The following is a 12,750-nucleotide window of genomic DNA, read 5'->3' as shown; positions in this document are numbered from 1 at the left end:
AAATGATCAACGTAGACCTGCAAAAACTGGTCAAGACCCTCGACGCAGCAAGCCGTGCCGATCTCGAAGGCGCCGCTCAACGCTGCGTTGTACGCGGCGGCACCCAGGTGCTGATCGAAGATTTGCTACTCGGTCTGCTTGAACGGGCCGACAGTCTGCTGCTGCGGGCGCTGCAGGACGCGCATATAGAAGCAGCCGATCTGGCCCAGACGCTCACTATCCGAACCCAGCAAAGCGAGTCGGGCAACCCGGTCTTCTCCGTTGAGCTGGTGCAATGGCTGCAGGATGCGCTGCTGGCAGCGAATCTGGAACTGGGCCGCGGTGAGATCGATCAGGCCGCTCTGCTGCTGGCATTGCTGCGCAATCCATTACGTTACGCCGGCAGCCGCTATCAACCGTTACTCGCGCAATTGAATATTGATCAACTGCTCAGCTTCGCTCTCTCTGAACGGTCCACCGAAACCACGGCTGGTCCGGCCCGCACTGCCGAATCCGACGAATCTGCATTGGGACGTTTTACCCATAACTTCACGCAGCAGGCCCGGGACGGCAAGCTGGATCCGGTGCTGTGCCGCGATGCCGCCATTCGCCAGATGATCGACATCCTGGCCCGACGCCGCAAGAACAATCCGATCGTGGTGGGTGAAGCCGGTGTGGGCAAGACCGCCATCGTCGAAGGCCTGGCATTGCGCATTGTTGCAGGCGAAGTGCCCGATGCACTCAAGGGCGTGGAACTGCTGTGTCTCGACCTCGGGTTGCTGCAGGCCGGCGCGAGCGTCAAAGGTGAATTCGAGCGCCGCCTGCAGGGTGTAATTGACGAAGTCAAAGCCTCAGCCAAGCCGGTCATCCTGTTTATCGATGAAGCGCATACCATGATCGGCGCAGGCGGCCAGACCGGCAGCAATGATGCCGCAAACCTGCTCAAACCAGCGCTGGCACGCGGCGAACTGCGCACCATCGCCGCGACCACCTGGAGCGAGTACAAAAAGTATTTCGAAAAGGACCCGGCTTTGGCGCGCCGCTTTCAGCCCGTGCAACTGCACGAGCCAACCGTGGCCGAGGCTGTCACCATTCTGCGTGGCCTGGCACCGGTTTACGAGCGCAGCCATGGCATCTATCTGCGAGACGATGCCGTTGTCGCGGCGGCTGAATTGTCCGCGCGCTATCTCGCCGGCCGACAGCTCCCAGACAAGGCGGTCGATGTACTCGATACCGCCTGTGCGCGCGTACGTATTGGCCTGGCAGCAGCGCCTGAAGCCATTGAACAGTTGCGCGGTGAAATCGCCGAAGGCGAACGTAAACGGACTGCCCTGCGCCGCGATCACGAAGCCGGCCTGAGCATCGATACGGACGCCTTCGATCAACTCGAGACCCGTCTGCACGGAGCGGCGAGCCAATTGAGCGAGCTGACCGCACGCTGGGAAACCCAGCGCAACCTGGCTGAACGGTTACTCGACCTAAGCATGCAACGCGCGCAGCTCACAGCTGCGGAAACGGATGCAACCCAGCCAATGGATGAATCCATCTGCGAGCTGGACGAAGCCCTGAGCGAAACCCGCCAGGCGCTAATCGAGGCACAGGCCAGCGAACGGCTGGTCAGCCATGAAGTGTGTCCACGTCTGGTGGCGGAAGTCATCAGCCACTGGACAGGCATCCCTCTGTCACAACTGGCCCGTGAGCATAACGCCAGCGTCACCGCTTTTGCTGGAGACTTTCGGGCGCGGGTGCGCGGTCAGGAGCAGGCAGTCGAGGCGTTGGACAGAGCCATGCGCGCCAGCGCAGCCGGGCTCAACAAGCCCGACGCCCCGGCGGGTGTTTTTCTCCTGGTGGGCCCCAGCGGCGTAGGCAAAACCGAAACTGCGCTGGCATTGGCTGACCTGCTGTATGGCGGCGAACGCTTCCTCACCACCATCAACATGTCAGAGTTTCAGGAAAAGCACAGCGTTTCGCGCCTGCTGGGCGCACCGCCGGGATATGTGGGATATGGCGAAGGCGGCATGCTGACCGAGGCCGTCAGGCAGAAGCCCTACTCGGTGATTCTGCTCGACGAAGTCGAAAAAGCCGACCCGGACGTGCTCAACGTCTTCTACCAGATCTTCGACAAAGGCGTGGCTAATGACGGAGAAGGTCGGGAAATCAACTTCCGCAATACGCTGATATTGATGACCTCCAACCTGGCCAGCGATCGCATTGCCAGCCTGTGCAACCAGGATCAGCGCCCCTCAGCAACTGATCTTGAGCAGGCCATTCGCCCCGCCTTGAGTCACCACTTCAAGCCGGCATTGCTGGCACGTATGACTATCGTGCCCTACTACCCGGTCGATGGCGACGTACTGCAGGAGCTGATCACGCTCAAGCTGGCCCGCTTCGGCGAACGCCTGCAACGTCGCCAGCTCGCGTTCAGCCACTGCGACAAACTGGTGGACCATTTCGCACTGCGTTGCGGCAGCAGCGACAGCGGCGCCCGGCTGATTGATCATCTTATCGATAGACATCTGCAGCCCCTTGCAGTGGATCGTCTGCTCGAAGCCATGGCCTCAGGCGAAGTACTGCGAAGCGTCCATGCCACGATCAACGAGCAAGGAGCGGTCAGCTGTGAATTCGCCTGAGGCTTCGGCCATGTTCAGCCAGATCCAGAAGCCGCTGCAGTATGCGGAAGCGCTACTTGAGCGGCTCGCCGATCTCAGCGGACGAGCCAATCGCGGTGCCCTGCTTGACGGGCTGGTCGAGGCCGCAGCCGAGCTGGCCGGTTGCGAGCTGAGTCAGCTATACCTGCTGGACGAAACCCATACCCGGCTGTACCTCACCGCCGAATGGCTGGACGGCGCAAGACAATCAGTCGCCTCCTCCAGCTTGTCCAGCGACTACCACGCTGAACAATTGCTGCAATACAGCCTGTGCCAGAACCAGGTCGTGTCCCTCGTCGGACTGGATCGCAGCATTCACGACACCAACTTCCTGCCGTGCACGCCTGATCCCTGGTGCAGCTTGCTGTGCCTGCCATTGCTTAACGAACACAAGCAGGTCGGCGGCCTGCTGCTGGTCGCCAGCCGCAGCGCGCGCGACATGAAACGCTTCACCGATTCGCTCGCACTGCTGGGCAATTGCATACTGGCGCAGCTCCACGTATTGCATCGCCTCGGCGTGCAGCGGCCCGACCCGACCAGCGCGGTGCAGGACAGCCCGCCCTGCGCCAGTGGTTACGGCCTGATCGGCGATAGCCCCCGTATGCGCGCCGTATACAAACTGATCAGCAAGGTGCTGCATAACCCGGTGAACGTCATGCTGACCGGTGAGACGGGTACAGGGAAGGAGCTGGTAGCCCGTGCAATCCATGAGTTCGGCTTCCGGCGCAGCAAGCCCTTCGTGGTGCAGAACTGCGCGTCTCTGCCGGAAAACCTGCTCGAGAGCGAACTGTTCGGCTACCGCAAGGGTGCTTTCACCGGTGCCGATCGGGACCGTAAAGGCCTGTTCGACGAAGCGGACGGCGGCACCCTGTTTCTCGATGAAATCGGCGATATGCCGCTGACCTTGCAAGCCAAATTGTTGCGCGTGTTACAGGAAGGCGAAGTCCGCCCGCTAGGCAGCAACGAAACGCACAAGGTGGATGTACGCATTCTTGCCGCGACCCATTGCGACCTGCGGGCGTTGGCCGATCAGGGCCGATTCCGTGAGGACCTGTTCTACCGGCTTTCGCATTTCCCCATCGAATTGCCACCCCTACGCGAACGCAGCGAAGACATTCTGCGCCTGGCTCGGCACTTCACTGACAAGGCCTGCACCTTCCTGCAACGCGATCCCTGCGACTGGTCAGACACTGCTCTGCAACAGATTGCCGCCTACGCGTTTCCAGGCAATGTGCGTGAACTCAAAGGACTGGTCGAGCGTGCGGTGCTGCTCTGCGAGGGCAATCTGCTGCTGCCCGAGCACTTCAATCTACAGCCCAGTGAGCCGACCCGGAACGTTTTGAATTTGCGTGAACGCCTGGAGCAGGTTGAGCGCAACCTGCTGATGGATTGCCTGCGCAAGAATCAGGGCAACCAGACCAGCGCCGCCAGCGAATTGGGCCTGCCGCGACGCACCCTGCTGTACCGCATGCAACGGCTGAACATCAACCCTGCCGAGCTCAAAACCAAGGAGAGAATCCATGTTCAGTCCGGGCAATGAAGCACACTTCAACCTGACCATCGAAGACGCCGAGCACGACTTCAAGGTCCTTGAGTTCACCGGCCACGAAGCCCTGTGCCGACCCTATCGTTTCGAACTGGATCTGGTCAGCGAAATGCCTGATCTGGACATCGAAGGCTTCCTGCACAAGCCCGCCTTTCTCGCCTTTGCAGCCGATGGTAGCGGCGTGCATGGTTTGATCCACAGCATCGCCCAGGGTGAAGCCGGCAAACGCCTGACCCGCTATCGCATTACCCTGGTACCGCAACTGGCTTACCTCGCGCACCGCACCAATCAGCGCATCTTCCAGCATTTATCCGTGCCGCAAATCATCGCGCAGCTGCTCGAAGAGCATGGCATTCAAGGCAACACCTACCGTTTTCAGTTAGGCAGTCAGTACCTGGAACGGGACTACTGCACCCAGTACGACGAGACCGATCTGCATTTTCTGCAGCGCTTGTGTGAAGAGGAAGGCATTCACTACCACTTCGAACACACCGGCGAGAGTCACAATCTTGTGTTTGGCGACGATCAGACATCCTTTCCCAAGCTAGCCCCGACCCGCTTCGAACAGGGCAACGGCATGGTGGCCGACGAGCCGGTTATCAAACGCTTCGCCCTGCGCCTGGAAACCCGCCCGAGCCGCGTTACCCGCCGCGACTACGATTTCGAAAAGCCGCGCCTGCGACTGGAAAGCGCGGCCCGGGGCGCAGCCGTTCCGGACCTGGAAGACTACGATTATCCTGGCCGCTTCGCCGACCGCGAACGCGGCAAGCATCTGGCCCAGCGCAGCCTGGAACGTCACCGCAGTGACTACCGCCTGGCCGAGGGCTCAAGCGACCAGCCACTGCTAGTCAGCGGCCATTTCCTTCCCCTCGCCAACCACAGCCGGGACAGTTGGAATGACCTCTGGCTGCTCACCGAAATCCACCACCAAGGCAAGCAACCGCAGGTGCTGGAGGAATCGGTCACCAGCGACGTAACCGCTGCCGATGGGTTTACGCAGGGCTACCGCAACCGCTTCACCGCCACGCCCTGGGATGTGCCGTACCGTCCACAGCTCGAACACACAAAACCACAGGTGCTCGGCAACCAGACCGCGGTAGTGACTGGCCCACAAGGCGAAGAAATCCATTGCGATCAATACGGGCGCATCAAGGTCCAGTTCCGTTGGGACCGTCATGGTCAGGGTAATGACAAGAGCAGCTGCTGGTTGCGCGTTGCCAGCAGCTGGGCCCGCGATCGCTACGGCGACATTGCCATCCCACGCGTCGGAATGGAAGTACTCATCTCATTCCTCGAAGGCGATCCGGACCAGCCGTTGGTAACCGGCTGCCTGTACCACAAGGAACATCAGGTTCCCTATGACCTGCCGGCCAACAAGACCCGCAGCGTATTCAAGACCCTGAGCAGCCCCGGCGGCGACGGCTTCAACGAGCTGCGTATCGAAGACAAAAAGAACGAAGAACAGATCTTCATCCACGCCCAGCGCGACTGGGAGCAGAACATCCAGCACAGCCAGCGCATCCGCGTCGGCAACGAACGCCACGACCGCGTCGAAGCCAACAGCTACACCGAGCTGCTCGCCGAAGAACACCACACCACCCACAGCGACCGCCGCACTGAAATCAAGGCCGAGGATCACCTGACGGCCGCAGGCAGCCAGCATGTAAAAGTCGGAGCCGGCCAATTCATCGAGACCGGACACGAGATCCACTATCACGCTGGGAACACAGTCGTCATAGACGCCGGCATGGAGCTTACGGCAAAAGGTGGCGGGAGTTTCCTGAAGCTCGATCCCAGCGGAGTGACACTGAATGGAGCGAGCATAAAGATCAACTCCGGGGGCAGCGCCGGTAACGGAGCAGGGGTTGGCGTTCTGGGAGCAGCGCTGCCTTTCATGGCTGCGGTCGATCAGCCAGGCCACATTCTGGCGAAGCTCGCCTCTTTCGCCAAGTTTCCTGAACCAGAGCTTGATATGCGGGCCACCCCTGTCATCGAAGCCGAAACGGTCGAGGATGAAGAAGAGGAAGAAGAAACCGAGCTACCTCTCACGCAACTAATTACCTTGAGAATCGGCGTATTCTTCGATGGCACCGGAAACAACAAGGACAACAGCCAAAGCGTCGCTGGATGCCGCGCAGAAGATGTTGGCCTGGAAAGTATCGCTGAAGACATTCGGCAGCATTGTGCAAGCCACGGTTTTGATGGCCAGGGTAGTTCGCCCAACAGCAGCTACGGCAACGATCTGACCAATGTGGCGCGGCTGTACGGCCTTTATCAAGACGATTCGCAGGAAAAGCTCGTACCAGACGCCAAGCAAGCGTCGATGAGCGTTTATTTAGACGGAATAGGTACGCGCAGCGGCAGTTCAGACTCTTTATACGGGCAAGGAAGTGGGCGGGGTATCACTGGAGTAAGAGCCCGCGTGGAGGAAAGCCCATTACACATAATGAAGGCAATAGATAGATTCCATACGGCAAATCCTGACGTGCTGATAGAGCATATCGAGTTCGATGTTTTTGGTTTTAGCCGGGGCGCAGCCGCCGCACGTGACTTCGCTAACGACGTGAAAAGAGGAGATAATAGCTTGATCGCCAAAAGTCTTCCTCCCGGCTCCCCTATGCTCACACCAGGCTTTGGCTGGAACATCGGGGTTGATGTAAATATCAGGTTTATCGGCCTTTTCGATACGGTTGCTGGTATCGTTTCCCCGAGTACGCTGGACTTCAGCCCCCATAACCAAAGAAATCAAGGGCTCGACCTGCAACTTACTCCGGGCATCGCAAACAAAGTGGTGCAGCTGGTAGCGCGCGACGAGCGACGACACAACTTCTCACTAAACAGTGCAGGGGCGGCCGACATGCTGGTGCCGGGCGCCCATTCAGATATAGGAGGCGGTTATTTGCCCGCGGCTACGGAGAAAGTTTTAATGAGTCGCCCTAGAAGCAGCCTGGTAAGACGCACCACACCCAATGACGAAACCAACGCATGCATCTCAACCGTCGCTGAACTGAACAAAAGGCTTGGGACACTTCAGCGTTATGGAATGGGAATTTCCATCGAGGAATGGGCAACAGACCGCCCCTTCAACCGCCGACGGGACCTCTACCCCGAAAAACGGGTCTTCTGCGCAATAAAAAGCGAGCGCGAAGTTTCAGGGGCACTCTCCCTAGTCTATTTTCGAGTAATGCGAGAACTAGCTGTTCGGGAAGGCGTGCCTATGAACGAGGTGCCTTTCATTCCACAGTTTGCCCTGCCTCAAGAGCTGGAACCGATATACGCAAAGATATTGGCCTATGCAACGGGAGAGTCCGCCGGTCTAGGGTTAACGGACAGTGAAGAAGCGCTATTGTATCGACGCTATATCCACCTCTCTGCAAATTGGAACGCCGCCAATGGCTGGAATAACAGCAGCCTCTCTATCTTGTTTATCAACCGGCCGGCTCATGATGGAAAACGTATCGTGTATCGACATGACTAAGACTCGAATCGTTGCGCTCCTTTTGGGCTTGTTACTCAGCGGCTGCGCCCCTGGGTTCGGCAAGTCTTTGCCGTATGACGCCTGGTTCCTCGGATTTCTGGCACCTAGCTACATGGAGGTCTGGATTGAAACTGCTGATGTAGTGGATATAGAGGAGCGCGTGTATCGGCAAGCTATGAGCGGCATTGCCGCGATACAAACTCCTCCTGAGAACCGCGGCGACCCAAAAGGATGGCCTGAAGGGCCGGGCATGGGTAAAGGCAAGCACGTCATTGGAGCCAAGCTTCCACGGCTGGTCTATGTACGGTGGCAGTCACTAGCCGAACCCCAAACCTACGATGCTTATATAGTCATTTCCTCGAAGATTCAGGAGTTGATGATCAAGCCCGAACGAGTTCGTTGTCATGGTGTGGGGAAATGGGTTACGGATCATCGATACATGTTCACGATCGGCTTAGCCCCCGGAGGCATTGCAAAAGCCTGGCTAAGCGGACCCTGCCTCCAGCCCATCGAAATTGGTAGAGTAGAAGGCGACATAGTCACCCGCGGCCCTTACTTGGGTGAAATGAAGGGCGTATATGCCGCCAAGCTGAGGCCCGAGTCCCAGGCTTACGTGGATGAATTCGGTATCCCTTTTGGCTCCTGGTAACAAGCCAGGCACAGCCAAGAGTAGCAACATGCTAAGGACGCAGCTCTTCTATTCTTGCTGGCTGCAAGCTCAGCAAATTCTGCAGTGCTGAGCGTAGCCAAGTCGAAAAACGTGCATATCGGTACTCCTTGGCAATTGCAGTGACTCGGAATCTGTAATCTGCGACCTGCGTCGCAGCCTTGGGCTGCAGGTGCCTTGGCCCGGTATGGCGTGGGTTGCTTAGAAAGTACTATTGGGCCTTCACGAATGATCGCGCAATGGATACTTTGGGATGGTCAACCTGGCCTCCCCTGACAGGGAAGTACAGCCATGAATCTGGCTATGAACACGGATGTAATGCCATCAGTCACAAGCGCCGTCGGCACGTTACAGACGGCTATATCCCGACTGGTCTCCAACTCCCGTCTTTACCTTCCGGTTCGACTTCGTCGAGCCGCTTTTTTACTGGCAATGGCAATATCCGTTGCAGGTTGCAGCAACCACAGATTCAACGATGACGACTACCGCCCGCTCGGAGAGTCGCAAACGGTACAGCGCAGCAGTTAAGCGTAAGGAGCAAGAAACCATGGAATTGGTATTCGATGTGGTCAGCGCCCAGCCATTAACCGCTGGTTTTACCGCCACCATGACCTTCAGGAAAGCCGGCGGGATAATCGGCCGGGCCGAGACCTGCGACTGGGTTATTCCCGACCGCAAGCGTGTGGTATCGGGTCGCCACGCATTGGTCACCTTCGAAAACGGCGCCTTCCATCTGACCGACACCAGCAGTAATGGAATACTGGTAAGGGATTCGGGAGCCCGCCTGCAGAAGAACGAGCCCCATCGTATCGAGCATGGGAGCGTCTACTCTTTGGGCGAGTTCGAGATCCGCGCGCGCCTGATACAGGATCCTGCGGTATACGAATCCGACCTCGGCCGCCCCGAGGCGTCAGGCAGCATCATTCCGGACGATGCGTTTCTGGATCTGGATCCGCTGAATGCGTTGGATCAGCAGGAAAGCGCCTATGCGCAGAAAAGCGATCTGGATTTATTCGATCCCCCCTCTCCCGACCATGACATCCAGCAGGACTACGCACGCATCGATATGGAAAGCCTGCTGGTGCCCGAGATGGTCGCTGCGCCCACCCCGCCATCGCAGCCCGAGCCCGCAACACCACCACCGCGCATGCCGTCGCGCTTCTGGGAGAAATACAGCGAAGCGCTCGGCGTGAACATGGACGATTTGGGTGATGATGAGAGAGAAGCGCTTGCGCTGGCCGCCGCGAAATTGCTCAAGCAAAGCATTGGTGGACTGCAGCAGAGCCTGAAAACCCGAAGCGATCTCAAGAGTGAGATGCGGCTGGCGTTGACTGCCGTTCAGGGCGCCGACACCAACCCGCTCAAACACGCCAGTGAAACCAGTGAGGCTCTGACCGGCATGTTGCGTAACCCGAAGCTGGGGCAAATGTCCGCCTCCCGAGCAGTCAGCCTGGCCTTCCGCGACCTGCAGGCTCACCAGGTCGCGCTGATTTCAGCCAGCCGCGCCGTCGTGAAGGCGGTGCTGGATCAATTGGCACCCGACCAGCTTGCCCTCCGTTTCGAAAGCGAAAACAAATCGCTGCTGCGCACAGCCGGCGGAAACTGGCGTGACTACAGTCGCCTGCATCATTCCATGCAGCGCGATGACGAATGGAGCAAGCGCCTGTTTGCCCGTGATTTCGCTATGGCCTATGAAGAACAAGTCCGCCTTATTGCCACCCTAAATACCGATATTCAAGGATGAATCCCATGCCCCGCCTCGCCACACTTGCTCTGATTTCCGCCCTTGCCCTGCTCGGCGGCTGCTCTGGACTCACCAAGATCGATCTCTCACTTGAGAGCAGCAACAAGCTCAATCCGGACCTGAACGGCCGGCCCTCCCCGGTGGTACTGCATTTGATCGAACTCAAGCACCCGGTGGCTTTCGAAAACGCTGATTTCTTTTCGATTTATCAGCATCCGCGAGAAACCCTCACACCCGACTTCGTTCGCCTGGAGGAGCTGGAAATGCGTCCGGGGGAGCGCCGCAACGTGAAATTCTCGGTGGCAGAGAACAGTCGTTACCTTGGCGTTCTGGCCGCCTACAGAGACCTGTCTGGTGGTGAATGGCGAACCGTGATTCCGCTTCGCGCCAAGAAAAAACACAAGGTTTCGCTGTATCTGGACGAACGCGGAATACGGGGTTCGGGCAACACTTCGGGCAGGGACTGAGCCATGAGCACACAGAAAGTCGTCTGGCAGGAAGGCATGCTGCTACGCCCGCAGCATTTCCAGCAGAACGATCGATATTTTGACAACCAGATCAAATCGCGCACCCAGCGCCTGGACATTTACCCCTGGGGGTTCTTCAGTCTGGAGATCGATATCCAGTTCCTCAGCATGGGTAAGCTGGTTGTCAGTCATGCCAGCGGCGTACTGCCTGACGGTAGCCTGTTCGAGCTAGGCGCCGAACGCGAGCCATTGGCGCTGGATATTCCGGCCAACACTTCTGACAAGCCGGTGTATCTGGCCTTGCCGCTGGTCACCGGTAACCACGTCGAAACCCGTCGCCCGGAACAAAAGGACGTACTGGCCCGCTTTACCGCGTATGACGCAGAAGTAGCCGATTCCAACGCGGGCGATACCAGCAGCAGTCAGGTGAGTTGCGGCTCGCCGGACTTTCGACTGCTGCTCGGTGAGCAGCAGAGCGACCAGGCATACGTCAAACTAAAGCTATGTGACGTGCTGGACACAACCCCCGACGGCGTTATCAGCCTGGACCCGGAATTTGTCCCGACCTACATACACTTTCAGGCCAGTAGCTTTCTGCAGTCGTGCATGAAGGAAACCATCAGCATGCTCGCCCACCGCGGCGATATCCTCGGCGAACGCATCCGCGCCACCGGCAAGGTTGGCAGCGCCGAGTTTGGCGACTTCATGATGCTGCAGTTGATCAACCGCTATGAGCCCATCCTGCGGCATTACATGAGCATCGAGCAGATCCATCCGGAGCAGATCTATCGGGAATTGCTCGGCCTGTTGGGCGAGTTATCGACTTTCGCCAGCGAAACCAAGCGTCCACGCCTGGACAGCCGTTATCAGCATAGCGACCAGGGCTCAAGCTTCCGCAAGCTGCTCGATGCGATCCGCCAGGTGCTGTCGATGGTGCTGGAGCAGCACGCGGTTGAATTGCCTCTACAGCAGCGACAGTACGGTATTCAGGTATCCCCGCTGCACGACCACAAATTGCTGGCCTCGGCCTCGTTTGTACTGGCCGCCAGCGCGCAGTGCGATTCGGAAGAGCTGCGCAAGCGTCTGCCAGCGCACCTGAAAATCGGTCCGGTCGAGCGTATTCGGCAACTGGTCAACCTGCATCTGCCAGGCATCAAGGTCAAGCCGCTGCCCGTGGCGCCGCGCCAGATTCCCTTCCATGCCGGCAAAACCTACTTTGCGCTGGAGCTCGGCTCGGAAGATCTGGCGCAACTCGAGCGCTCCGGGGGCTTCGCATTCCACGTGTCGGGCGAGTTCTCCGCACTCGAGTTGAAATTCTGGGCGATAAGGAATCAATAACATGAACAACGAAATGGACTACCGCCAGGACGACCAGACCGTCATTCTCAACCGCAATGGCAACCTCCCAGCGCAAACGCCGCTGACTGATTTCGATGCCCCGCCGAAGTACGAGAAACTTGAGCAGCGCATGATCTATGCCGCGCGGATACGCCCGGCTGAAAGCTACAACTTCAGCCTGAATCCGCTGGTCGCGATGGCATCCGGGTTGCTGTCGGAGGTGGTGCGGCTCAAGCACAGCTACGACCGCGAGGACCTGCACGCGCTCAAGGACCGGCTCAGCGCCGAAATCAAGTTGTTTGAGCACCGCGCCCTGCAGAGCGGCGCCGAAAGCACTGAAGTAATGGCCGCTCGCTACGTGATATGTACTGCCCTGGATGAAGCAATTGTCACTACACCCTGGGGTAACGAAAGCGAATGGTCGCAGATGAGCCTGCTCAGCAGCTTCCATAACGAAACCTTCGGCGGTGAGAAATTCTTTCAGCTTCTGGAACGCCTGTCGCGCAACCCGGTGAAACACCTTGCCATGCTCGAATTGATGTATCTGTGCATTTCCCTCGGCTTTGAAGGCAAGTACCGCGTCATGCCACGCGGCATGATGGAGCTGGAGGTCATCCGTGACAGCCTGTATCGCCAGATTCATCAGATCCGCGGCGACATTCCCCGGGATATATCGCCGCATTGGGAAGGTCTGAAAGACGCCCGCCGCAACCTGATTCGCATCGTGCCCTGGTGGCTGGTCGTACTCTTCACCGCCGTGTGTCTGGCAACCCTGTTCACCGGCTTCAGCTGGGTGCTCAGCGAGCAGCGCAGCGCGGTGCTACAGCCATTCGAACAGCAGGATGCTGCTCCGCTCGTCACGCCGTTTTCAGGGATGAACTGA

The 12,750-nt window shown here is 58.5% G+C and carries 8 protein-coding genes and 1 pseudogene; all 9 read left to right on the top strand.

Annotation, left to right across the window (positions count from 1 at the left end):
- The first annotated feature begins 2 nt into the window (after positions 1 to 2).
- Positions 3 to 2,609, top strand: coding sequence for a type VI secretion system ATPase TssH (gene tssH / locus G3M63_RS12890; RefSeq protein ID WP_163983393.1), 2,607 nt, complete (start codon positions 3 to 5; stop codon positions 2,607 to 2,609).
- A 10-nt stretch (positions 2,610 to 2,619) separates the two neighbouring features.
- On the top strand, positions 2,620 to 4,167 hold the full coding sequence (locus tag G3M63_RS12885) for a sigma-54-dependent Fis family transcriptional regulator (protein WP_163984273.1): 1,548 nt from the start codon (positions 2,620 to 2,622) through the stop codon (positions 4,165 to 4,167).
- Positions 4,148 to 6,097 (top strand): annotated as a pseudogene (locus G3M63_RS19745) (type VI secretion system tip protein VgrG); the annotation flags it as partial. The gene G3M63_RS12885 and the pseudogene G3M63_RS19745, both read left to right, overlap by 20 nt.
- A gap of 48 nt (positions 6,098 to 6,145) precedes the next feature.
- Positions 6,146 to 7,651, top strand: a complete 1,506-nt coding sequence (locus tag G3M63_RS19740; protein WP_371923586.1) for a phospholipase effector Tle1 domain-containing protein — start codon at positions 6,146 to 6,148, stop codon at positions 7,649 to 7,651.
- Entirely contained in the window at positions 7,644 to 8,300 is a 657-nt protein-coding gene (locus G3M63_RS12875) for a DUF2931 family protein (protein WP_163983391.1), read from the top strand. The genes G3M63_RS19740 and G3M63_RS12875 overlap by 8 nt, the downstream gene beginning before the upstream one ends.
- A gap of 565 nt (positions 8,301 to 8,865) precedes the next feature.
- Entirely contained in the window at positions 8,866 to 10,062 is a 1,197-nt protein-coding gene (tagH, locus tag G3M63_RS12870; RefSeq protein ID WP_163983390.1) for a type VI secretion system-associated FHA domain protein TagH, read from the top strand.
- 5 nt (positions 10,063 to 10,067) lie between these two features.
- Positions 10,068 to 10,529, top strand: coding sequence for a type VI secretion system lipoprotein TssJ (gene tssJ, locus G3M63_RS12865; protein WP_163983389.1), 462 nt, complete (start codon positions 10,068 to 10,070; stop codon positions 10,527 to 10,529).
- Between the two features lie 3 nt (positions 10,530 to 10,532).
- Positions 10,533 to 11,867 carry a type VI secretion system baseplate subunit TssK gene (gene tssK, locus G3M63_RS12860; RefSeq protein ID WP_163983388.1) on the top strand — a complete coding sequence of 445 codons (1,335 nt, stop codon included), beginning with the start codon at positions 10,533 to 10,535 and terminating at the stop codon, positions 11,865 to 11,867.
- A 1-nt stretch (position 11,868) separates the two neighbouring features.
- Complete coding sequence (gene icmH / locus G3M63_RS12855) at positions 11,869 to 12,750, top strand: type IVB secretion system protein IcmH/DotU (RefSeq protein ID WP_163983387.1); 882 nt, start codon at positions 11,869 to 11,871, stop codon at positions 12,748 to 12,750.

It is taken from the genome of Pseudomonas sp. OIL-1 (assembly GCF_010669185.1).
In the GTDB taxonomy this organism is placed as follows: domain Bacteria; phylum Pseudomonadota; class Gammaproteobacteria; order Pseudomonadales; family Pseudomonadaceae; genus Halopseudomonas; species Halopseudomonas profundi.
This window is presented reverse-complemented; position numbering and strand designations above follow the sequence as displayed.

What these genes read in the sequence shown, in the direction of transcription:
- tssH (WP_163983393.1), top strand. Translation starts at nt 3, where the DNA reads ATGATCAACGTAGACCTGCAAAAACTGGTCAAGACCCTCGACGCAGCA.
- G3M63_RS12885 (WP_163984273.1), top strand. Translation starts at nt 2,620, where the DNA reads ATGTTCAGCCAGATCCAGAAGCCGCTGCAGTATGCGGAAGCGCTACTT.
- G3M63_RS19740 (WP_371923586.1), top strand. Translation starts at nt 6,146, where the DNA reads ATGCGGGCCACCCCTGTCATCGAAGCCGAAACGGTCGAGGATGAAGAA.
- G3M63_RS12875 (WP_163983391.1), top strand. Translation starts at nt 7,644, where the DNA reads ATGACTAAGACTCGAATCGTTGCGCTCCTTTTGGGCTTGTTACTCAGC.
- tagH (WP_163983390.1), top strand. Translation starts at nt 8,866, where the DNA reads ATGGAATTGGTATTCGATGTGGTCAGCGCCCAGCCATTAACCGCTGGT.
- tssJ (WP_163983389.1), top strand. Translation starts at nt 10,068, where the DNA reads ATGCCCCGCCTCGCCACACTTGCTCTGATTTCCGCCCTTGCCCTGCTC.
- tssK (WP_163983388.1), top strand. Translation starts at nt 10,533, where the DNA reads ATGAGCACACAGAAAGTCGTCTGGCAGGAAGGCATGCTGCTACGCCCG.
- icmH (WP_163983387.1), top strand. Translation starts at nt 11,869, where the DNA reads ATGAACAACGAAATGGACTACCGCCAGGACGACCAGACCGTCATTCTC.